27 protein-coding genes are annotated in these 23118 nt (G+C 37.3%); 9 read left to right on the forward strand and 18 right to left on the reverse strand.

What is annotated here, in order from left to right:
• Positions 1–2 precede the first annotated feature (2 nt).
• Complete coding sequence (locus tag PVK71_RS15070) at positions 3–815, reverse strand: hypothetical protein (protein ID WP_274419662.1); 813 nt, start codon at positions 813–815, stop codon at positions 3–5.
• A 324-nt stretch (positions 816–1139) separates the two neighbouring features.
• Here PVK71_RS15070 and potA point away from each other — a divergent pair, with 324 nt between their 5' ends.
• The 5 genes from potA to PVK71_RS15095 all read left to right on the forward strand — a co-directional run bounded on the left by potA (position 1140) and on the right by PVK71_RS15095 (position 6261).
• Complete coding sequence (potA, locus tag PVK71_RS15075; RefSeq protein ID WP_274419661.1) at positions 1140–2258, forward strand: spermidine/putrescine ABC transporter ATP-binding protein PotA; 1119 nt, start codon at positions 1140–1142, stop codon at positions 2256–2258.
• Positions 2242–3099 (forward strand): spermidine/putrescine ABC transporter permease PotB, encoded by an 858-nt coding sequence (gene potB / locus PVK71_RS15080; RefSeq protein WP_274419660.1) that lies wholly within the window; start codon positions 2242–2244, stop codon positions 3097–3099. Before potA ends, potB begins: the two co-directional genes overlap by 17 nt.
• Entirely contained in the window at positions 3099–3869 is a 771-nt protein-coding gene (potC, locus tag PVK71_RS15085) for a spermidine/putrescine ABC transporter permease PotC (protein WP_274419659.1), read from the forward strand. Before potB ends, potC begins: the two co-directional genes overlap by 1 nt.
• Positions 3870–3977: 108 nt before the next feature.
• Positions 3978–5012: an extracellular solute-binding protein gene (locus PVK71_RS15090; protein ID WP_274419658.1), complete on the forward strand. Its 1035-nt coding sequence runs from the start codon at positions 3978–3980 to the stop codon at positions 5010–5012.
• Positions 5013–5217: 205 nt separating this feature from the next.
• Positions 5218–6261, forward strand: coding sequence for an extracellular solute-binding protein (locus PVK71_RS15095; RefSeq protein WP_274419657.1), 1044 nt, complete (start codon positions 5218–5220; stop codon positions 6259–6261).
• An 80-nt stretch (positions 6262–6341) separates the two neighbouring features.
• On the opposite strand, the gene cobB is transcribed toward PVK71_RS15095, so the two are convergent.
• Positions 6342–7073 carry a Sir2 family NAD+-dependent deacetylase gene (cobB, locus tag PVK71_RS15100; RefSeq protein ID WP_274419656.1) on the reverse strand — a complete coding sequence of 244 codons (732 nt, stop codon included), beginning with the start codon at positions 7071–7073 and terminating at the stop codon, positions 6342–6344.
• Between the two features lie 165 nt (positions 7074–7238).
• On the opposite strand from cobB, the gene PVK71_RS15105 reads away from it, so the two are divergent.
• Together PVK71_RS15105 and PVK71_RS15110 are read left to right on the forward strand one after the other, a co-directional pair.
• Positions 7239–8150 (forward strand): LysR family transcriptional regulator, encoded by a 912-nt coding sequence (locus PVK71_RS15105; RefSeq protein ID WP_130044502.1) that lies wholly within the window; start codon positions 7239–7241, stop codon positions 8148–8150.
• Positions 8151–8400: 250 nt separating this feature from the next.
• On the forward strand, positions 8401–9621 hold the full coding sequence (locus tag PVK71_RS15110; RefSeq protein ID WP_274419655.1) for a NupC/NupG family nucleoside CNT transporter: 1221 nt from the start codon (positions 8401–8403) through the stop codon (positions 9619–9621).
• Positions 9622–9737: 116 nt separating this feature from the next.
• Here PVK71_RS15110 and PVK71_RS15115 read toward each other — a convergent pair whose 3' ends face one another.
• The 9 genes from PVK71_RS15115 to PVK71_RS15155 form a co-directional block, all read right to left on the reverse strand.
• Positions 9738–10028 (reverse strand): putative quinol monooxygenase, encoded by a 291-nt coding sequence (locus PVK71_RS15115; protein WP_274419654.1) that lies wholly within the window; start codon positions 10026–10028, stop codon positions 9738–9740.
• Between the two features lie 51 nt (positions 10029–10079).
• Positions 10080–10736: a Qnr family pentapeptide repeat protein gene (locus PVK71_RS15120; RefSeq protein ID WP_274419653.1), complete on the reverse strand. Its 657-nt coding sequence runs from the start codon at positions 10734–10736 to the stop codon at positions 10080–10082.
• A gap of 225 nt (positions 10737–10961) precedes the next feature.
• Positions 10962–11336: a hypothetical protein gene (locus tag PVK71_RS15125; RefSeq protein ID WP_274419652.1), complete on the reverse strand. Its 375-nt coding sequence runs from the start codon at positions 11334–11336 to the stop codon at positions 10962–10964.
• A 124-nt stretch (positions 11337–11460) separates the two neighbouring features.
• Positions 11461–12060: a sugar O-acetyltransferase gene (locus PVK71_RS15130; RefSeq protein WP_274419651.1), complete on the reverse strand. Its 600-nt coding sequence runs from the start codon at positions 12058–12060 to the stop codon at positions 11461–11463.
• A 29-nt stretch (positions 12061–12089) separates the two neighbouring features.
• Positions 12090–12518: a PACE efflux transporter gene (locus PVK71_RS15135; protein WP_130087115.1), complete on the reverse strand. Its 429-nt coding sequence runs from the start codon at positions 12516–12518 to the stop codon at positions 12090–12092.
• A gap of 135 nt (positions 12519–12653) precedes the next feature.
• Positions 12654–14579, reverse strand: coding sequence for a transglycosylase SLT domain-containing protein (locus tag PVK71_RS15140; RefSeq protein ID WP_274419650.1), 1926 nt, complete (start codon positions 14577–14579; stop codon positions 12654–12656).
• Between the two features lie 73 nt (positions 14580–14652).
• Entirely contained in the window at positions 14653–15201 is a 549-nt protein-coding gene (locus tag PVK71_RS15145; RefSeq protein ID WP_274419649.1) for a VRR-NUC domain-containing protein, read from the reverse strand.
• A 121-nt stretch (positions 15202–15322) separates the two neighbouring features.
• A complete protein-coding gene (locus PVK71_RS15150; protein ID WP_274419648.1) occupies positions 15323–15778 on the reverse strand; it encodes a PaaI family thioesterase in 456 nt (151 codons plus the stop codon).
• Between the two features lie 139 nt (positions 15779–15917).
• Entirely contained in the window at positions 15918–16580 is a 663-nt protein-coding gene (locus PVK71_RS15155) for a hypothetical protein (RefSeq protein WP_274419647.1), read from the reverse strand.
• Positions 16581–16642: 62 nt separating this feature from the next.
• Here PVK71_RS15155 and PVK71_RS15160 point away from each other — a divergent pair, with 62 nt between their 5' ends.
• Positions 16643–17095, forward strand: coding sequence for a hypothetical protein (locus PVK71_RS15160; RefSeq protein WP_274419646.1), 453 nt, complete (start codon positions 16643–16645; stop codon positions 17093–17095).
• Between the two features lie 62 nt (positions 17096–17157).
• Here the strand turns inward: PVK71_RS15160 and PVK71_RS15165 are convergent, their stop codons facing one another.
• The 7 genes from PVK71_RS15165 to PVK71_RS15195 form a co-directional block, all read right to left on the reverse strand.
• Positions 17158–17703, reverse strand: coding sequence for a sugar O-acetyltransferase (locus PVK71_RS15165; RefSeq protein ID WP_130047390.1), 546 nt, complete (start codon positions 17701–17703; stop codon positions 17158–17160).
• Positions 17700–17957 carry a hypothetical protein gene (locus tag PVK71_RS15170; RefSeq protein WP_274419645.1) on the reverse strand — a complete coding sequence of 86 codons (258 nt, stop codon included), beginning with the start codon at positions 17955–17957 and terminating at the stop codon, positions 17700–17702. The genes PVK71_RS15165 and PVK71_RS15170 overlap by 4 nt, the downstream gene beginning before the upstream one ends.
• A 9-nt stretch (positions 17958–17966) precedes the next feature.
• Positions 17967–18281, reverse strand: coding sequence for a cupin domain-containing protein (locus PVK71_RS15175; RefSeq protein ID WP_130047381.1), 315 nt, complete (start codon positions 18279–18281; stop codon positions 17967–17969).
• A gap of 86 nt (positions 18282–18367) precedes the next feature.
• The gene (locus PVK71_RS15180; RefSeq protein ID WP_274419644.1) at positions 18368–18715 is read right to left on the reverse strand and encodes a RidA family protein; all 348 of its coding nucleotides are present in this window, start codon (positions 18713–18715) and stop codon (positions 18368–18370) included.
• Positions 18716–18875: 160 nt separating this feature from the next.
• Positions 18876–19229 carry a YkgJ family cysteine cluster protein gene (locus PVK71_RS15185; protein ID WP_274419643.1) on the reverse strand — a complete coding sequence of 118 codons (354 nt, stop codon included), beginning with the start codon at positions 19227–19229 and terminating at the stop codon, positions 18876–18878.
• Positions 19230–19234: 5 nt separating this feature from the next.
• Positions 19235–19570 carry a zinc ribbon domain-containing protein YjdM gene (locus PVK71_RS15190; RefSeq protein WP_274419642.1) on the reverse strand — a complete coding sequence of 112 codons (336 nt, stop codon included), beginning with the start codon at positions 19568–19570 and terminating at the stop codon, positions 19235–19237.
• Positions 19571–19739: 169 nt separating this feature from the next.
• Complete coding sequence (locus PVK71_RS15195) at positions 19740–20771, reverse strand: cytosolic protein (protein ID WP_274419641.1); 1032 nt, start codon at positions 20769–20771, stop codon at positions 19740–19742.
• A 297-nt stretch (positions 20772–21068) separates the two neighbouring features.
• Between PVK71_RS15195 and PVK71_RS15200 the strand changes: the two genes are divergently transcribed.
• A complete protein-coding gene (locus PVK71_RS15200; protein ID WP_274419640.1) occupies positions 21069–23114 on the forward strand; it encodes a tetratricopeptide repeat-containing diguanylate cyclase in 2046 nt (681 codons plus the stop codon).
• The last annotated feature ends 4 nt before the right edge of the window (positions 23115–23118 follow it).

The following is a 23118-nucleotide window of genomic DNA, read 5'->3' on the forward strand; positions in this document are numbered from 1 at the left end:
ACTCACGCGTTGAAAATATCATTGTTAACATCTTGGTTCGGATTATCAGAATTACCTTTATCATCCCTCACCATTACTTTTAAAGTAACACCAAACATATTGCGGTAAATAATTCCTTTCACATTGAAAATAAACGGCATTACCACAATTAAACCAACACCATATAATGCAATGCCAAAGACTAACGCTAGCATAATCACAACATGAATCAGCAACATTGATGTTAATTTTTTATTTGTCGCTCTAAATGAATATAGCAGCGCTTTTAACGGTGGTACTTTTTTTTCACACACTAAAAGTACAGCGAAACCAAAAGCCATTGATAAGTACAGTGCAACCATTGGCAAATAGATATTCACCAAACCTTGCAGCACTTCCGATAAAATCGTCACTAATGCGACCATTCCTGCAGACGTTAATCCTTTAAAAATATAATTAGTACGGCATTTAAAACCAGCTGCATGACTCATGCCCATCAAACTGGCGCCTGCCGTTAATGGCGAAATAATCACTTGTGCACTTAACCCTGCAACAAAAGCAGCATAAGATATCTTAGTTGTTAGTTCCGTCTCACCAAGGAAAGCATGAAATAACACAGCAGGATCACCCAGCTGTATTTGCAAAGCCACAAAAAAGACGGCCATGTACGAAGATGTAAGCAACAGAATTGCTGGAGAAAACGTGAAAAAATGTTTAATTGTATTTTGCCAAGCCTCTTGAAGTACGCTAACAGGGCTTAATTCAAAATCCCCTGCCATCGCTTTTTCAATACTCCCACCAAGAACAAACTTTTTTTCTTTTGGTTGGTCACTCATTTTTGTCTACCACTATAAAACATAAGCCGATTATACGGTTTTCGTTAAGGTAGTGCAGTATTCAGAAAAAAGAATTTTACAAATCTTCAAAAGAAGGAGATTTATTTGTAATAAAACCAATCAAATGGCAGATTATTGGCTATAATGAAGCTCAATGAATGAGCAAACAATGGATAAAAAGTAGCTTATTAGAAAAAAAATAGGGCAATCAAATAAAAAACACTTTTCATATCGTAACTTGGGGTCTATCATGCGCCCGAAATCCCATCTTACATTCATAATACTAAGCGCGGTATAGCTACCCAAGGCGGAGATAAAAAGACATTGAACGTTACACAAAAATCCGAAAAAGAAGCCGTTATTAAATTAACTGGCATTTCAAAAAGTTTTGATGGCAAAGAAGTGATCTCTAATTTCGATTTAGATGTTAATCACGGTGAATTTTTAACTATTCTTGGCCCATCAGGTTGTGGTAAGACCACAGTGTTACGCATGATCGCAGGTTTTGAAACTGCTGATGCTGGAACAATTTTACTGGATTCGACAGATGTAACGTCAATACCCGCTGAACAGAGGCATGTGAATACCGTATTCCAAAGCTACGCCCTATTCCCACACATGACGGTATTTGAAAACGTTGCTTTTGGTTTACGCATGCAAAATGTGCCAAATAATGAAATTGAACCTCGCGTAACAGAAGCGTTGCAAATGGTTCGTTTAGCACAAATGGCAAATCGTAAACCACACCAGTTATCTGGTGGCCAACAACAACGTATCGCTATTGCTCGCGCAGTAGTTAATAAGCCTAAAGTTCTTCTTTTAGATGAATCTTTATCTGCTCTTGATTACAAATTACGTAAACAAATGCAAATTGAGCTTAAACAATTACAACGTCAATTGGGTATTACTTTTATCTTTGTAACTCACGACCAAGAAGAAGCCCTTTCAATGTCTGATCGTATTATCGTAATGCGTGATGGTGTTATTGAACAAGACGGCACTCCTCGTGAAATTTACGAAGAACCTAAGAACTTATTCGTTGCTCGCTTTATCGGTGAAATCAACGTGTTCGCAGCCACCGTGCTAGAGCGCCTTGATGAAAAACGCATTAAAGCTGAAATTGAAGATACGTCTGCAATTGTTTACTGTGATCTGGATGTTAATCCTGGTGACAAAGTAAAAGTATTGCTGCGTCCTGAAGATTTACGACTTGAAGAAATTAAAGAATCAGATACTAAAGGCATCACAGGTTACGTTCGTGAGCGTACCTACAAAGGGATGACATTAGATTCTGTACTTGAATTAGATTCAGGTATGAGAGTAATGATCAGTGAGTTTTTTAATGAAGATGATCCAGATGTTGATCACTCTTTAGGTCAAAAAGTAGCAATTACTTGGGTTGAAAGCTGGGAAGTGGTGTTAGCAGATGAACAAGAAGTTTAATCTCCAAAATATCATCATCACAATTATTGTTAGTTGGCTACTGCTGTTCGTTTTCATTCCAAATGTAATGATCATCGGTACGAGCTTCTTAACTCGTGATGAAGCAAATTTAATCGAAATGACGTTTACGATGGATAACTATCTGCGTCTTTTTGATCCACTATACGCAAAAGTACTTTGGCATTCATTTTACATGGCCATTGTTGCAACGTTAATTTGTTTGGTTGTGGGTTACCCATTCGCCTACATTGTTGCGAAAATGCCTGAAAGATGGCGTCCATTTATGCTGTTTTTAATTATTGTTCCTTTTTGGACTAACTCATTAATCCGTACTTATGGCTTAAAAATCGTGTTAGGTACTCAAGGCATTTTAAATAAAAGCTTAATCGCAATGGATATCATCGATAAACCATTGCGAATTATGTACACAGAAAGTGCAGTAATGATTGGTTTGGTATATATATTACTGCCTTTCATGATTTTGCCACTGTACTCAGCAATTGAAAAACTTGACGGTACTTATTTAGAAGCAGCTCGTGATCTAGGTGCAAACAAACTTCAAACATTATGGAAGATTGTATTGCCATTAACGATGCCAGGTATTATTGGTGGTTGTTTATTAGTATTACTACCGGCACTTGGTATGTTCTATATTTCAGACCTATTAGGCGGAGCGAAAAACTTACTAATCGGTAACGTAATTAAGAGCCAGGTATTAAACGCTCGTGATTGGCCATTTGGTGCAGCAACCAGTATCGCCCTCACCTTAGCAATGGCATTAATGCTTTACGCTTACTACCGTGCAGGCAAGTTATTAAATAAAAAGGCGGATCTAGACTAATGGGACGCACAATTAGATTTAGTTTTATGAGTTTGGTATATCTTTTCTTATACCTACCAATCATTGTTCTGATTGCAAACTCATTCAACGCAAGTAAATTTGGTATGAAATGGGGCGGCTTCACTACAAAATGGTATGAAGCTCTAATTAGCAATGACAGCTTAATGCAAGCGGCTTGGCACTCAATTACTATCGCAGTAATTTCAGGCACAGCAGCAACCATTATCGGTAGCCTAACCGCAGTTGCCCTTTTCCGTTATCAGTTTAAAGGCAAAAAGTTCGTTAATGGTCTATTGTTTGTAGTAATGATGTCTCCTGATATCGTGATGGCAATTTCATTACTGGCTATTTTCCTTGTAATTGGTTTTGAACTTGGCTTTTTAACTCTATTAATTGCTCACATCACTTTCTGCTTACCATTCGTGGTAGTGACAGTATATAGTCGCTTAAAAGGCTTTGATGTGAAGATGTTAGAAGCTGCGCGTGATTTAGGTGCAAGTGAATGGGTAATTCTAAAGCAGATTATCTTACCACTAGCAAAACCTGCAGTTGCTGCTGGCTGGTTATTAAGCTTTACCCTTTCATTGGACGATGTGATCATCAGTTCATTTGTAACGGGTCCGACATATGAAATTTTACCACTGAAGATTTACTCAATGGTTAAAGTTGGTATTTCACCTGAAGTTAATGCCTTAGCAACTGTTATGTTAATTGTTTCACTTGCTTTAGTTGTTCTATCACAACTATTAGCAAGAGAAAAAATAAAGTAAGTTTCAAATTTTAAAAAAAACTATTGTTTAGATAAACAATAGAATCTGGAAGACATGCCTTTTGTTCGACATGTCTTCTTTTTTATCACTCTAATGGAGAGTCAATCAATGAACAAAATGGCTGCGTTTTTTACTGGAACCGCCTGTGCTTTAGCACTAACAATGAATGTTGCTAACGCAAAAGAAAATGATGAATTGGTATTCATGAACTGGGGACCATACATTAACAGTGATATTTTAGAAGAATTTACTAAAGAAACGGGTATTAAGGTTATCTACTCGACTTATGAGTCGAACGAAACGTTATACGCGAAAATGAAGGCACACAACAAAGGTTACGATCTTGTTGTTCCTTCTACCTATTTCGTTGCAAAAATGCGCGACGAAAAAATGCTTCAACCAATTGATAAATCAAAGCTATCAAACTTTTCTCAATTAGATACTAACTACTTAGACAAGCCATTTGATCCTAAAAATGAATACTCTATTCCACACGTAGTGGCGATCACAGGTCTTGCTGTAAACACAGAAATGTACAACCCAGATGACTTCAATAGCTGGGCAGACCTTTGGAACCCAGAGTTTGAAGGTCAATTAATGTTAATGGATGATACTCGTGAAGTATTCCACATTGCATTACGCAAATTAGGTTACTCAGGTAACTCTACAAATCCAAAAGAAATTGATGAAGCTTACGCTGAGCTACAAAAACTAATGCCAAACGTATTAGTATTTAACTCAGATAACCCAGCAGCACCATACATGGCTGGAGAAGTGGGTCTTGGTATGCTTTGGAATGGTTCTGCAGCTGCTGCACAAGCTGAAGGCTTACCAATTAAACTGATCTTCCCTAAAGAAGGCGGTATCGGTTGGGTTGATAACTTTGCAATTCCATCTGGCGCTAAAAACGTAGAAGCATCTCATAAGATGATCGACTTCCTACTTCGCCCTGAAATTGCAGAGCGTATTTCTAAAGACACAGGCTACTTGACTGCTGTTAAAGCATCAAATGACAAATTTAAAGATATTGCTCCGCTGTTCCCGTCTCAAGAAGATCTTGACCGTGTTGAATGGCAATCAGCTGTTGGCGACATGACAGTGAAATACGAAGAGTACTTCTTAAAACTGAAAGCCGGACAGTAACCTAACCCTTTACTGACCTTAACTAATGGCAGCGTTTATCGCTGCCATTTTTGTATCTATACTATAGCTTTTCAACTAACTGATTTATCAATATTAATTGATTTAAGCCAATATATTGTTTTATAAAGCAATGAAGTCATTCTTAAAAATTGTTATAATGAACAACTAATTAATGGAACACCTTTCATCTTAATAGGAGAAAGAAATGAAAAAGTGGACAACTCTCGTCTCTACAGGACTGTGCGCTGCAGCCTTAATCGCTGGTAATGCACAAGCTGCAGATAAAGAGCTCTATTTTTATAACTGGTCAGAATATATTCCTAATGAAGTACTTGAAGACTTCACAAAAGAAACCGGCATCAAAGTTTATTATTCAACTTACGAGTCTAACGAAAGCATGTACGCTAAATTAAAGACTCAGGGTTCTGGATATGACCTAATTGTTCCTTCTACCTACTTTGTGTCTAAAATGCGCAAAGAAGGCATGCTACAAAAGATTGACAAGTCTAAACTTCCTCATTTTAAAGATTTAGATCCAAACTACCTAAATAAGCCTTTTGATCCAAACAACAACTACTCTATTCCATACATTTGGGGCGCAACAGGTATCGGTGTTAATGCTGATATGATGAATCCGAATAAACTTCACTCTTGGAATGATTTTTGGGATGAGAAATGGCAAGGCCAGTTAATGATGATGGATGACTCACGAGAAGTGTTCCACATTGCATTAACTAAGCTTGGCTACTCAGCAAACACAACCAACCCTGATGAAATCAAAGCCGCTTACGAAGAGTTGAAAAAATTACTGCCAAACATCTTGGTATTTAACTCAGACTTCCCTGCAAACCCATACTTAGCTGGCGAAACAAGTGTTGGTATGCTTTGGAACGGTTCAGCTTATATGGCGCGTGAAGAAGGTGCCAACATTCAAATCGTATGGCCAGATAAAGGCGCTATTTTCTGGATGGACAGCTTAGCTATTCCTGCTGGCGCAAAAAATGTAGATGCAGCGCATGAAATGATGGATTTCTTACTACGTCCTGAGAATGCAGCTAAAATCGCACTAGAAATTGGTTATCCAACACCCGTTAAATCAGCATACCCTCTTCTTCCAAAAGAATTTGCGAATGATCCAAACATCTTCCCACCACAAGAAGTAATGGATTCAGGCGAATGGCAAGATGAAGTCGGTGAAGCAAGCGCTCTATACGACGAATACTTCCAACGTCTAAAAGTAGATATGTAATATAACTCTATTTAGCTTCATCAAGATTGAAGTAAACGAATAAAAAGCCAATAAATCAGACGATTCATTGGCTTTTTTAATTACTTAGCTTTATTTATCTCTCTCTCTAACAACTCTGAGACTAACTCAGGAACTAACAGGCCTGCCTTTCCATAGCGTTTCTCTTCAAATTCATCGTCAACAGCGCTTGGCTCTAAGTTAATCTCAATAGTATGAGCTCCATGTAATCTTGCTTCATGAACAAAACCCGCAGCTGGGTACACGGAACCTGATGTGCCAATAGAAATAAACAAATCAGCTTTATTTAATGCATCATGAATTAGTCCCATCTCTAATGGCATCTCACCGAACCAAACCACATGAGGACGCAGCTGCGCAGGGATCTGACAACAATGGCATAAATCGCCAGTATGTATATCATCAGTGCATACAATCACTTGATTTGATTCTTCACAACGAATTTTATTTAACTCGCCATGCATGTGGATCACATTTGAACTGCCACCACGTTCGTGTAAATTATCGATGTTTTGAGTCACAATCGTCACCGTACCATCAAGTTCATTCTCAAGCTTAGCTAACGCCTTATGAGCCGCATTAGGCTGAATCTCATCACTGTTTAACAGAGCGCGACGTTTATTATAGAAACTTTGAACTAGGTCAGGATCTTTTAAAAAGCCTTCTGGAGTCGCAACATCTTCAATTCGATGATTTTCCCATAAACCATCACTGGCACGAAACGTTTGAATTCCTGATTCTGCAGAGATCCCTGCTCCCGTTAAAATTACAATATTCTTATATGGAAATAACATTTTAATATCCTTAACCGCCGCCTTTATCTTTAAACTCTATCACGAAAAAACAATGTCTTTTCAATAGATAACTAAAAACAAAGACACAACTCACTTTATTCAATTCAATCGCTCTATTACAATAGAAGCGTTCTTTTACTGTCAAAATCACCAATAGAGAAGCCTATGTTAAAGCAAGCCAAACAAATGATCGTATTTAATGCGCTCACACAACAAAAAAGCTTTACCAAGGCCGCTCAGCTTCTCGATATATCTAGAACACAAGTAAGCTTACAAATTCAACTTCTTGAAGAGCGCTTAGGTGTTCAGTTAGTACAACGCACGACTCGATCTTTTTCGCTTACCGAAGCTGGGCAGTCATTCGCGGTGCATTGTGCCAATATTGCCGATGAAATTAATGAAGCTGAAAATGAACTGCTTTCTAATATCGACACGCTAAATGGTAAATTGCGTGTTGGTATCGCACAGTCTTTTGCAACCAACCACATTTTGCCTTATTTATCAGAGCTGCATCAGCGCTATCCACAGCTTAATATAGAGATAACGTTATTTGATCATAAGATCGATGTGATTGCAGAGCAATTAGACTTATGGATAGGTGTAATGGATTCCCCTCCAGAAGGATTTGTCGCAAGGCATCTGATTGATTGTCACTTTGTGCTCGTTGCAAATCCCTCTTATCTTGCCAAGCATGGGATCCCTTATCACCCTTACGATCTTAAAAAGCACAATTGTCTAACCTATATGAGTCGTGAACGTAAAGACAATGTCTGGGGTTTCCATAAAGGTGATGAGAATCTACAAATAAAAGTATCGGGGAATTATCGGATTGATTCGGCCGATGCAATTCGTAATGCGACCGTATCAGGTAATGGTATTGGTTATATTGCCACTTATCTTCTCTCTGATGAACTGCGTAATGGAAAGCTAGTTCAACTGTTACCAGATTGGGAATTAAATCAATCCATGCCGCTTTATGCCGTTTACCCGCGCCATAAATTCTTAGCGAAAAAAGTTCATATTTTTATGGAATTTGTTCGAGAGCACATTAATTCAGACAAAATTGATAACATCTAATCATATAACCAACACTCTAATTTAGGGATAGTTAGGTTTAATAAATCGCCTCATTATCCCATATAGTAACAACTGACTCTCTTATATGTGATAAAGTTCTCAAATGCCCGGTTATTGATGAAAGTATAAACAAATAACCTTATTTTTGTTATTGCTATGTGGATCCAATAACATTTTGATCCTTGTCACACTTTTATTTTTGACTAGAATACCCCCGCAATCATCAACTAAATACTTTTGGAGTTTGACCTTGAACTTTTTGGTCAGTATTTTAGGCATTGTTTGCCTATTCGCGATTGCGTTTCTTTTTTCAGAAAACCGACAAGCCATCAAATGGCGCACTGTATTAGGCGCGTTCTTAATTCAGTTATTGTTCGCTGGGTTCATCCTCTACGTACCAATTGGCCAAACTATCCTTAATAGTATCTCTATGGCTGTTTCAGACATTATTGCTTATGGTCGAGTTGGTACCGAATTCCTTTTTGGTGATCTTGCTCAATACAAGTTAGGCTTTATTTTTGCCGTTAACGTTTTACCTACCATTGTATTTTTCTCAGCCCTAATCTCTGTTTTATATTACTTAGGTATTATGGGTTGGATAATCAAAATTATTGGTGGCGGATTACAACGCTTTCTTGGCACAACTCGCACCGAATCAATGTCAGCAACCGCAAATATCTTTGTTGGATCAGTTGAAGCGCCATTAGTTGTACGTCCTTTCCTTGCTAAAATGTCTCGTTCAGAACTGTTTGCCGTAATGGTTGGTGGTCTAGCTTCTGTTGCTGGTGGCACGATGGTAGGTTACGCCGGGTTAGGTGTTGAATTACGATACTTAATTGCAGCAAGCTTTATGTCTGCCCCTGCTGGTTTAATGATGGCAAAACTTCTGGTTCCACAAACCGAAGAGATTAACGAAGCCGAGCAATATGAAGACGATATCGTTGATGATGCGCCAGTAAACATTATAGATGCCGCATCACAAGGTGCATTAAATGGCTTACAAATTGTATTTGCGGTTGGCGCAAGCTTATTAGCTATTATCAGTTTAATTGCACTGGTTAATGGTGGATTACATAAAGTGGGTTTATTAGTTGGTTTTGATAACTTAAGCCTAGATCTGATCTTTGGTTACCTATTTGCACCTATTGCATGGCTAATTGGTGTTCCATGGTCAGAAGCAACCATCGCAGCAAGTTTAATTGGTAAAAAAATCGCAATTAATGAATTCGTAGCCTTTGCTGACTTAATGGCTGTAAAAGATCAATTAAGTGAGCATTCTCAAGCGATTGTAACTTTCGCTTTATGTGGCTTCGCAAACTTAACCTCTATTGCTATGTTAATGGGTGGATTAGGTGGCGTTGTACCAAGTCGTCGCCCAGACATTGCACGCTTAGGCATGAAAGCTATCTTTGCTGCAACATTAGCAAACTTAATGAGTGCCACAGTTGCAGGTATCTTCCTTTCTTTCTAAAGACATCGATACTGATAACATAAGACATAAAAAAGCCACTCATGATAATACGTGAGTGGCTTTTTTGTTTATACATGGGCTAAGTAACCTAATAATGGCTAATTACTTAACGTCTATTAAAGCTTCGTCATACGATTAAGTACAAATGAAGTGATTGAGCCGTCTACCGCTTTTACATACTCTGCAATATGAGCCGTATTTAAATGATCTTGTAAAAACACTTCGCTTTTCCACTGTTCATGAAATACAAATACATGTGGGTTATCGTTGTCTTGATGTAAATCATACTGAATGCAACCAACTTCTTTGCGTGTTGGTTCAAGCAACTTAAGCATTTCTGCCTTAACAAAGTCCGCTTTCCCTTCTTGGGCTTCAATTCTTGCAACAATCGTTAATATCTGAGTCATTTTATACTTCCGCTCTACTGAATAAGCTCGTGATGTTCTATTAAACTCTTTTTACTCAGGCAGCACAACTAATCCTAATAACTCTAGTAATTGCTCTTGCTGCCAACTGCAAATTTTAACCCCCGTCACGTCTATTTTACGGGGATCTAAACCTTCTAATTCACAATGGCATAAGTTAGCATCTTGCATTTTAAACTGCTCCCAAGCATCTTCAGAAAACGATCCTCGAGATAAGTCAGAGCCTTTAAAGGATGTACCTTGTAAATTCGCCCCATTCCATTTATTTTCAAACAAATCGCACTTTTCAATACATAAACGTTCGAAGTTTGCATAGGATAAATTACAACCTGTAATGTAAGCTGAACAAAAGTACATTTGGTGATTAATTTGATTTGAAAAGCTAGCCTGAGCAAAGTTTGCCCCTTTTAAATCACATTCTCTAAACTCAACACCAAAAGCATTTGCGCCTTTAAAATTGGTCATTGCTATCTTGCAACGTTTAAAGGACGCATCTCGTAAATCTGCATATTCAAAATGACAGCCTTCAATTGCACCTTGTTCAATAAAACTGCAATCGACAAATTGAGCATCCCTTAAATTTACTCTAGAAAAATCACATAAGTAAAACTTACACCCTTCATAATAAGCATGACTCAAATCTTGACGTGAAAAATCAACAGCATTAAATGTTTCATTATATATAGCCATAAATACTCCTTAAACTTGTTAAGAAGAAGACTACCAGTAAGTACAATAAACTCAACAAAAACAAAACCCTTAATATCAACAACTTAAATTCACTATTTTTACCACCTAAGACGAGCTATAAAGGGGAACACGCCATTTTAAACTTACAATCAAACATCAAGGTCAAAAAATATTTTTGCAAAACAACGAGGCTTACAGCGTGGTAAGTTAATGTATTTCTTCTATCTACGAACAGACAAAAATTTTGCTTTTCGATCTCATAAATGCCGATACTTGTATACTGCGTGGTAAATTAAGCTTCATTACACTTTCACAGCAAGTCATTAAAACTTCTGTCGCTTTCTCTTCCCACTCACGTTCAGTTTCTAATGAGTGGAGCGAGACGCATGGCTCTGTCTTTGAATTTTGCTGAAAAGTAGTTAAGGATTGATTGAAAATCACATCTTCACAAGCTTTTATCTGACTTTGTGAAATCAGTTTTTTTCTTAGAATAGCCTGCGCTGAACTACTTAAAGTGAGCGTACTAATAAAATCACGGTCATTAAAATAAAGATCAATTGCTCTATTTAATTGATGTAGTGCAATAATGACACTGTCCATAATTACCTCCTTGTGGTTATAAATATATTCTAGGAGATTTTTAAAAAACAATGTGACGTTATGATCACGAATAAATGTTATTGTTTACAAATCATTCAATTGTGTATTTTATTGATAGCAAAACTCATATTAAACTAGCCCACATTTCCTCAAGATCTTCATCTGTTGGCATTTCTGAATGCGTGATAGTTTTGATCACTCTACAAGGATTACCAACAGCAACGCAGTCTGATGGGATATCTTTAGTTACTACACTGCCTGCACCAATAACACTTCTATCTCCTATTGTTACGCCATCAAGAATCACAGCATTTGCCCCAATCCAAACATTATCTCCAATCTTAATCGGGTTAGCTGAAGCAATTGGTAACACTCGCTCAGCTAAATCAAAAGGATGCCCTGCTGTACTTATTACGACATTAGGTCCAATTTGAACGTACTCACCAATAAAAACAGGAGCAAGATCTAAGATCTTAACTCCTGAATTTAAAAAACCACCACATTCGAAATGAATATTCTTTCCCATATCGCAATAAAATGGCGGGACGATAATCACACCTTGATAATTACCTAATATGGATTGTAATACATCTGCCCTTAATTGATGTTCAGACGGACGAGAGTGATTAAAGTCATACAGTTGTTCTTTTACTTCATCCTGAAATGCACACAGTTCTTTGTTAATAGGAATTTGAACTGAAAAATCTGACAACTTATGACTCATAACCACTCCTTAGTTAAGCAAATCCCTATCTATTGAGTGACTTGTTTTATCTCATTAATAGGGAAAGCTTTATCATAAGCTAAATTATAAACATACGCATAAAACAGATAGAAAACAACGAGACCAATATCAAGAATAAAAGCTTCTAATAGACTAATATTTAAAAACCATGCCATTGCAGGAATAGTTAAAAACAATAACCCACCTTCAAACCCTAGGCTATGAACAACACGGTTTAATGTTGATTTAATCGTAGTGCCTGTTTTTCTCATCATGTACTTATCAAATAGAATGTTATAAACATAATTCCATCCAGTTGCGACAAGAGAAAATACAACCCCCATAATACCAACATGACCCATTTCAAAACCAAATTGACTCAAAACACCGACAATAAGAATAAGACCTATCAATTCAAACATAATAGCGTGGCGAATTCGGTCAAAACGACTTCTCATAATAAAAACTCCAAAGGTTAATGTTGGCGCCATTATATAAATAATAATGACTAGATAAAGTTAGAAGCAATCTCTTTTTCGGATACTTAAAGCACTGACAGGTGACGTTGTCACTTGTAGGGTTTGACTGCTGCGTTATGGATGCCAATTTGATTCTGCTTGTGTTAAAAAAGGACCTTTCCGCCCCATGATTTCTCGATAATACATTTCAAACATTAAAATATTTTTCACATAAACTCTGGTCTCTTTAAATGAAATGCCCTCGATATACGCAAAGATATCAATATTTGAATTAGACTGTCGTCGCCATACAGACACCATCGTTGGTCCCGCGTTATACGCAGCGTAAGCAAAAATCCTATTTTGATCATAATGATTCAATAAATGACCAAGATAGCGACTGCCAATTTCAACATTCTTATCAACGTTAAACAGCTCAGATCTTTGTTGATAGCTGATATTGTACTTTTCTGTAATATACGTTGCCGTACTAGGTAGCACTTGCATTAAACCCAAAGCTCCAACAGGAGAATGGACTAACGGTGAAAAACCACTCTCTTGCCGTGTTAATGACAATAATGAGGTAACATCTACTTTATGCTTCTTACCATAGCGTTCAAATACATCGTAATAACGAACAGGAAAACGCAAATAAATGTAATCCCATAGTTGGCCAACCAATGTTGCATCATGGACAAAAGCCTGCCATTTCTGTTGTTTCGCATAAGCAGTAAGTAAAGCTTTGTCTTTCATTGGTGTTCTACTAATTAGGTGCCGCCATTGACTCTTTGCTGCCCCCTCTTTTCCAAGTGCTAACAATTCATGTATTCTAGCTATATCTGATTCATACATAGACAGCTTTTCACTGTTTACTTCAGCCCGTGCTATAGGGTATTTAACTTGCCTGTTAAGACTGATTGCTGCTGCCACACTATAAAAGTGACGTTCCCCTGATATACGTTTTAATCTCGCCTCTCCCGTTGCCTTATCGCCCAATTCAATTTCACTGCGCCCTAACCAATATTGCCAACGATACGACGTTGTACTCTCTTCTGGTAACTTCAAGACCCAATGCTGAATGCCTTTCCAATCAGCCTTTCTAATCGCCAATCGAATCCGTTGATCTAATACGACATCACTGCTTGAGTTTTCAAATATCTGATCTCGCCACTCAACTACATTTTGATCTTTTGCTTCTAATAATCGCACAGCCGCAAATTCTAACCCCGGTTGAAACTCTCCCTCTTCAAACTCAAAATGATCCATTAAAAACTGAAACGTAGGATAGGCTTTAGCGACATCATGGCGAGCTACATGCATAAACATTGTTTGAGCGTAAGCACGATTAAACACTGTGTCTTTCTTGGTTTCAAAACGCATTATCATTTTGTTTGGCTTTTGATATAGCTCTAGCATTTCGGTTAACACATCCTGACTCTGCTCACTAGATGCTAATTTTCGTAGATAAGTAATTAAACGAGGATTGCGGCTCTCTACTGCTAACAATGCACGCTGTAAGATCTCATTATCAGTTTTCCCCCCTGCCTGCGTCCAATATGAAAACAACTCATTACAAGCAGTAGATACACTCTCCCCATTTAACCAAAGTGATTCGGCTCCTTTGAATGCGAACGCTGTATTTCCTTGGTGATAATGAGCGGTGTAATACCAACATTGGTAATCTTGATCTCGAGGTAACGTGATTTGATACTCAGTTAACGCTTTCCAATTTTTAGATGCGATTAACGCATTAAGGTAATCAGCACGAATGGAAACAGAAAAAGGATAGTCAGAATACTCCGTTGAGAATTGATTCACTTGAGCGGGAGTTTTATTAGCAATATCAAATAAAAATGCACGATAATCTGTATAGGCTGCTAGTGAATAGCCATTAATACTGGCACGCTTCTTATCATAAACAGAAATGTCTTTCTTATTAAAACCTTGCTGGATGGCGTCATACGCATAGCGATCTAACCATAATTCAGAAACAGACACTGCCTCTGAGCAATAGCCAGTAAAAATCATCCCTATACACCAATGCCTCATCCTTAAGTTCATCAGCTATCCTTTGTTCTACTTTTTATAATCAATAAGTGTGGTCTATTTATTGAACATTTTCCATTTATTGATATCAGACTCCAAGAGGCTTAGGAAATTGAACCACTTTAATCTCATAGCTTTTCGCAGCGTATTGATGGTTTTCTTCAACTAAAGATACGATTTCCACATCGCATTCCAAAACAGATTTAATGTTTGATAAACAGATCAATTGCGCATCAGTTAAGCGCTCATCAGCCTGTTTAACTACAACAAATAACAATGTACCATCTGCCTTATATAAAAACAGATCTGGCTCTCCAGAGGTAATTCCTGTTCGTAGTCCTTTAAAAAGAGAAAGCTTAATTGGATCGATATATTGAGCGAGCAATACTCGTCCTGAGTGATAGGTTGGGTTTTCAACCTCCCAATTACCTAGAGCGTAAAATACCGTACCTAGCCATCCCTTATCGTTATATTGAGCAAGCGTATAATACTTAGAAAAATATAATGAGGGCTCTTCATAAACCTCAGAAGGAACAAATAAATCAGATGAGACCCAATCCATTCTCCCTTGATTCCAACTCTCTAATAACGTTTGAGGGTAATGTAATACCGTTTCCTTAATCGTATGAATCATCATAAACTCCATTTACTACGACAATATTTTAAAAATAAATCAGTTATCTAACTTCTTAATCTATAATACGTTGAATTGTCATTATGGAATTTGATAAGTGGCACATTTTCAACTAGCGAAAAAATTATTTATCTCGATAGATCATACAGGTAGCTGTGGCATGAGCATATAAGTTACCTTGTTTATCTTTCAAGCTTCCTTCAGATATACCCAAAGAATAGCCAGACTGTATAACACGGCTTTCGGCAATCAATAGTGTGTTTTGGGGTATTGCCTTCAACATTTTCACATGCAGGTCGATCGTCCCATAACCTACATTAGGTTCTAAGGTGGTATGAACAGCACAGCCTGTTACTAAGTCCATTACTGTTGCAAAGAAACCGCCATGCACACCACCAAGAGGATTTAAATGACGCTCATCCGCCATCGCTTCAAAAATGACTTTTCCATATTCAGCAACAGTGATTTTCATTGGCACAACTTCCGACATTGATGGATGTGGAAAGTCACCAGTCACCATTGCTTGCATCAGTTCTAAGCCAGACAAAAGCTCTAAACCTGTTGTTTTTTCATTAAGCATTGCATTTCCCTATGTATATTTAATTAGAATTATTATCTACATCTAGTAAAAATACTGCTTAATTAAGGGAATGCCATTATCCATTCGTCATAGTGTGAACCAAGTAACAACTGGACAGACCAGAACGACTTAACAACTGCTAACTATTTTGCTTTTCCATTTTTAATTCTGCAGAGACTTTAGTTACACGAACTGAAATCGCAATACAAATCAAATAAGGGCTTAAATACCAAAAAGCTTCTTCCAATGGATGTTTTTTGGTTTCTAGCATCGTAGTTTCATACACATGCTTTTGACTCTGATAGTTATCAAACATACCTTCTAAGTACATTATATTAGATTCAATTAGCCCCGAGCTAAAAGTGATTCTTGGTAAGCTATCAAACGTAATATTAGGAAGCTCATTAAAATTCATCGAACGTAAATACAGTGTTGATTCTAAAAACCAAGCACAAGATTGTTGCGACTCAACCCCCTCATCCACGCCTTTCTCATTCGTACATAAGAAACTCTCTAGCTGATTAGAGGTATACTTATTGATGGATTCAAGGCTTAACACTGCACGAGTATGCTCTGTCTCAGCCCAATCACTGGCCACTCTTGATCTGACTTCAGAGACGGTTCCCATCAATCCTATGCCAGCAACAAGCGGCCAAAGATAATCGACTTTTTTCCATTGCACTTTAGATAGGTTTTTGCCACACCACAAAGGGATATGTAAAACTCCAGTAAGAAGTAAGGTCATAAAGAAGAAAAACGTTGAATTGGAGAGTATAATCTCACTACTAAAAAAACTGTCCATAACGGCTTATTTACACTCTTTTGGTTACGTAAACTCTTGGATAAAAATAAAGAAGGCTCTTGATGAAAAAACGCATACATAGTGCATACAAAGGTGAAATCTATGGTATTTCATTTTTTACTTATTTTGCAGACAACTATACTGATAAAAAATCTCACCCACTGTGGTTAGCCTTGACTCAAGTTGAGAGAGCAACGGCAGATCTACTTGAGATCAGCCTACACAAGCTTCAAATACCGTTTGAACGCCACGACCCTTTAATGATCGATAAAGGCATTATTGATGCAAAACGCTGGCTTACTCTGCCTTGGAATGAGCTTGTAGATACACTCACCGATTGGGTCAAGCCATACGAAAAAAAATATCGTGAGTGGGCTCTAGAAGCAGAAGACCATACTGAAGTCTTCCAGCTAATCGCAGACCACGAGACTGCTATTTACCAATGTTGGAAAGCAGAACAAAACGGAGAACCCGGCATTGGTTATTTATCTACATTTATACAAAAGTACACATAACTATAAGTAAAAAGTGATATGTACTATTAATTCAACTTGCTCTTTTTAATGCGTAAATTCACTTATATTGATTTTGTTACGCGACATGGATTCCCAACGGCAACACTGCTCTCTGGTATATCACGCGTAACCACACTCCCCGCTCCAATCACGCAGTTATCCCCAATAGTAACCCCTGGTAATATTGATACATTACCTCCAAGCCAAACATTATTGCCAATAGTGATTGGAGAGCCATACTCAGTACTTAGACGCTCAATAGGATCTAACGGATGCGTTGCCGTAGATATCATAACATTCGGACCAAACAGAACATTATCACCAATCGTCACCTTACACACATCTAATATTGTCAAATTATGGTTAGAATAAAAATTACTCCCTAGCTCAATGTTATAGCCATAATCACAAAAGAAATTCGGTTCTATATTTACGTGATCTTTTATACAAAGCAGAGCTTTTAAAATCTCAGCCCTTTCATCTAGCTTGGTTGGATCAGCCAAGTTAAATTGATGGCATATTGCCTTCGCTCTCATCCTTTCACTGAGCAAGACGTCATCCCAAGCATCGTAAGGTAAACCTGCAAGCATTTTTTCTTTTTCAGTCATTTCAATACACATCGAGATGCCTTAGTTCCTGCTATAAAAGCGATAATAAGCAACAGCAAAACAAATACGGTAGACACCAGATAACTGATCCCTACAGAAAAACCAAATCCCCAAGCTAACGCAAAAACCAATCCCTGAAAAGCCTCATAAGGCCATTGATAAACAGGGAAATGTGAACCTGAAGATAATAGAGCAATAAGTCCTATTAACGTAAAAAATGAAGCCAATAAACCAGAAATTCGTGCTTTATCCATATCTATTACTCAAACATAAAAAATAGCTAACCAAACCGTTACTTCTTTTAAAGATGTCGCTTTAACCTTGTGTTTTTCGTGCGCTTTAATATTAAGGTAATCGCCTTTCTTTAAGTGTACTTCACGGCCATCTTCAAACTCTATGACACCAAAACCAGATAACACCACGACCCACTCATTTTCATCCTGATCATACCACCCTTGCTCTGGCGAACTCTGTCCATAAGATAAAACACGCTCAATACGAAGATTCTGAGTTGTCACTATCTCTTCAAATATCTCAGAAGGGACTGAGGTTGGAATATCTTCAAATACATTATTCATCTGCTGCTCTCCTTGCATAGCATTTAAAATAAAAAAGCCCGATAAACCATTGTCTATCGAGCTTTATTTTAATACAAATCGTCTTGTTATTTCACCGCAGCGACAAAAGCAATTTCAACTAAATAATCAGGATCGGCTAACTCTACTTTTAAGCAAGCTCGGCTTGGTGCACAGCCTTCAGGTAACCACTTGATCCATGCCTCATTTAAAATGCTTAGATTTGCAAAATCAGTAACATAGATAGTGACTGAAACAAGACGTGATTTATCACTATTCACGCTTGCAAGCATCTCTTCTGCTTGAGCAAATACTTGATCTACCTGACCTAGCATATCTGCGGTTTCATCAGCTGGCACTTCAACAAAATGCGCCATCTTATTAAACACGGTTACATCAGACCATTTTTCACTTGGATTAATACGTTGGATATCCATTATTCAATAACACTCAGCTATAAATTATCATGGCGCATTTTGCTCAAGATTTACCATTTTGTCACTTTAAATTTATAAAAATTGCATATAATTTATGCGACTTAAATTATGATAATTAGACTATGGCAGTAACATATTAATATCAGAGTCTATATTGCATTCAAACCAACACTTGCCGTGTACTTCTATTAAAGTGATGCACTAATTTTTCGATGTTCTCATCTACCATTTGCTCAGGTTTGCATCCATTTGGACAAGCCATACGTGGTGTTGTGCCAAACAAGCGGCAGATCAGTGGGCGTTCTTCATATACAGTGCATCCATGTGGACCTAAGTGCACACAATTATACGCTTCTAGTGCGGTTTCATGTTCAGCGTCTGTTTTAACAGGCAAACGTCGCATTTCTTCTGCAGAGGCTGTTACTGGCCCACAACAATCGTGGCACCCTTTTGTGCATTCGAACGATGGAATACGCTGTCGTAAAATCTCAATGACTTTTCGATCATCATTCATAATAGTTAAGCTTTTTTAACAAATTGAGCAGTGACCATCATTTCACCAACGCCATCTACTTTGCAATCTAACTGATGATCTTTCCCATCAACGATACGTTTAATGACTGCTTTTGTGCCTACTTTAATCACTAAAGAGCTGCCTTTTACTTTGAGATCTTTAGCCACCGTAACTTTGTTGCCTTCTTCTAACAAGGTTCCGTTCGCGTCTTTTACGCTCACCATCTCTTCCATAAGGACTTCTTCAGGGTTCCACTCATGGGCGCATTCAGGGCAAATAAAGTGGTTTTGATCTGGATAAACAAATTCTGAATGACATGCAGGACAAGGAGGAAGAGACATATTCGATTACTTCTTATTTAATGAACTTAACCTTTATAGTAATAGGTCTATATAAAGAATGAAATGCCTTAGTGAAATATCATTAAAACACATATACAAAAACACCCCATTCAAGATGAGGCGTTTTTATTCAGTTATCGGCACAAGCACTAATTCTCAGCAACAAGCGCTAGGCTAGCTGTCTTAATTTATGCTCAACCATTGGGTCATCAGGCACTAATAACTGCGCCATTTCTAACAGTTGGATCGCATCTTGTGGGTGCTCATCTTGATGCTTCATTGCGATATCAATTAAAGGTTGTACATCTATTTGAGCTTGATGCTCTTGTACGTGCGCTTCTTTCTCACCAAGGACAATGTTGTGTGCTTTACTCAATAAGCCTAGACGATGCTCAGAGCTTGAATTGGCTTTATTAAGGCGCTTGTAATAATCTTCTTTAAAACGCAATGTTTTAGTCTGCTGACGGAACTGAGCAATATCGATTTGTTGGTGACGCATAAAATCAACCGCCACTTGCTTATAAAAACCAAACTTATTCAAATACGTTGCATGAGTACCGTGCCCCATGCCAAACACACGTAAATGTGTCAATTCTGGATAACGTTTTGCGTGCAAGCGATCAATACGGTTAGTCGGGTCATAAATGATATAACCTTTCGCTTTGCCTAAATTAAGATCGTGATAATCCCCTTCCCAATCAAATTGTTGTGCTATCTCTGTGCTTGATCTGTCATCCCACGGCGCTATATTCTGGTTTTTAGTGCTCACAGGGTGAAACAGCAATACTTGGTCAAGTTGCAACACATCGGCAAAAGCACCAACGGCAAAACCACCGCGACTTAACCCATAACCCAATCGGTTTTTAAACGGTTCGAGTAATGTCGATAATTGTTCGAGGAAGAAGATTAAATTACGATTACGGAACCAATTACTTTGACCTAAATGTTGAAAAGCAATGATATTCACATCTTGTTTTTGCGCCAAGAGATAACCCCACGGTGCAAAGTCATCATGAAGATCTTGTTCTTTTAGGTTAGTTCCCGCAGGAGAAAACGTAAACAGTAATGGCTTATCCAAGTCAATAAACTCATACTTAACAAAGACATCGTCAAGTAAATCGCTTCCAGTCATTGGAAGTCTTGCTTGTTGCTCTGGATGTGAGTTGGTTAACCACTCATCTAACCAATACAGTAATTTCATTTAGCTCTCCTCTAAAACAGGCGCGAGATTGTATCAAAAATCACCGCTAAACGAAAATTTAGTTTGAACACTAACATTTATAACTGAAATAAATTTAATAAGCAGTTAATGCAAAAGAATAAAAAAATCAGCAATAATAGTGAAAGAAACCCACTAGAACTGATTATTCGCATTTTCATTTTTTGTTGAATGTCACATAACAATAAAAACAACCTCTCAATAATAAGATTTTAAAGTATATTTACACTTCTTCTATTGATAAAATAAATGTTACTTAATTCTTTTTGATATTCCTACATGAAACTAAGGCTTTTAACAGTTACGCTGATTTCTATAATCTTGATTATTGCTCTTTCTATTACCTTTTTATCAAAAGATGCACCTGTAAATTCATCTAAAGAATCGCCTTCAATCAAAAAAGCCATTGAGTTAATCCTTAATATTCAGTCAGCCCGCCGCGGGGAACATCTTGATTTTTTAGTCTCTGTTATCTCTCAGCCCCCGACATTACAAACAAAAAAATCAGATATCTTCTATATTGAATTTCTTAAAGGTTATGTAGCTTCAGCTAACAACCAATTTGATCTAGCTGAAAATCATTTTAATTATGCTCAGCAATACATATATACAGATCTTCCTGCACATGTACTCTCTCGTTTTTATTATGAAAGAAGTTATATTGAAATAGAGCAAGAGCAATATGAAAGATCGAAACTTAGCTACCAAAATGCGGAAAGTTTATTTAATTCAAACCAAGATTATAGCGAGACCTTTATCTCAATAGCACTCGGTAGAACTTATGATCTTGCTCATGTTGAAAAAGGAAGCTTACTCAGCATTCAACAAGCTCAAAAAAATCTCGAATTTGCACAAGAAATCAAATACTCAGAAATGGAACATGTCTATTTCATTCTTGGCCTTTCCTATTGGAACAATAATCAAACCATTCTAGGCATTGATTTTAAATTAAAAGCGTTGAATATTTACATAGAGAAAGAACAATATAGCGATATCGTTTATACCTTAACAGATATTGGTATCGACTATCTATTTTTAAAAAACTATGACGAAGCGATTCGCCAATTAACGCAAGCCCTTGAGTATCAAGATAAAAATAACAGTACAGAGCCTGATGAAGCCTATTACATCGTATACAAACTATATAGTGCTTACCTTCAAACCAATGATATGGCAAATGCAAAGCATTACTTAGATGAAGCAGAGAGACTTCTTAGAGCACAAAGTGAGTCGATTGTTAAAGAAAACTTCCAAACAAACCAATTGCTGTTAGAAGCAGAATATCTTTCGATTACCGGAAAAGCAGAAGAAGCACTTATGCTACTAACACAAGCCAGTGAGCGTCACGCAAACGGGCTTTCAAACAGCTTTTATCACTTTGATGTCACCTTATATAATACTTATGGCAAGGTTTACAACCACTTAGAATTATATGATAACTCTGTTCATCACCATACTTTAGCAAAAGAGGCGATTCAAAAGCGCAAACTCTTTTACTTAGAAGATGAAACCTACTTTTATTTATATGATGCTTATCTAAAACAGCAAGACTATCAAAAAGCCGCCTTTTATTTAGAAAAAAGCTACGCGGTAAAAGCAAAGCAATTGAATGATAATAACCAAGCACAAACTCAATTTTTACTTCACTATTTTGATAATAAAAAGAAAGAAAATAGAATTCTAGAGCTTGAAAAAAACGCCATTAAGATAATGTTCTTCTCTGGTTTCCTTCTTTGTATCCTTGTTGTTATCGCTGCTTTTGTTCGAATTTTGTTCAGCAAAAACAAAAAGATCAATGCGCTTAATATTAAATTGCATGATCTTAGCTTAACCGACGGTTTAACAGCAGTACCAAACCGAAGAGCATTAGAACTGCACTTCTTAGAGAACAAGCAAGATGTAACTATTCGCTCTGTCATGATGATAGACATAGATTACTTTAAAAATTACAACGACACCTATGGCCATAAAAAAGGTGATGAAGCACTAATCGCCGTCGCTAAAGCGTTAAAAGGAAGCTGTAGAGAAAATGATTTTCTCGCTCGATTTGGTGGTGAAGAGTTTATTATTGTAATGAAGGATACCAATAAAGCAGAATCAATAAAGATGGCCGAAAACATTCAAGCCAGTGTCGCGTCTTTATCTATTCCTCATAAGAACTCTGATGTGTCTTCTTTTATTACCTTAAGCATGGGGATTACAACCTACTCTGTTAATAAAGAAGATAGTGCTAATAATGAAAAGGCGATCATCAAAGCAGATAAGGCGTTGTACTATTCGAAGAACAATGGCAGGAATCAAAATACCCACTTTTATGATATTTAAAGCC

Origin of the sequence: Aliivibrio sp. S4MY1, from assembly GCF_028765545.1 — a bacterium.
Lineage (GTDB): Bacteria > Pseudomonadota > Gammaproteobacteria > Enterobacterales > Vibrionaceae > Aliivibrio.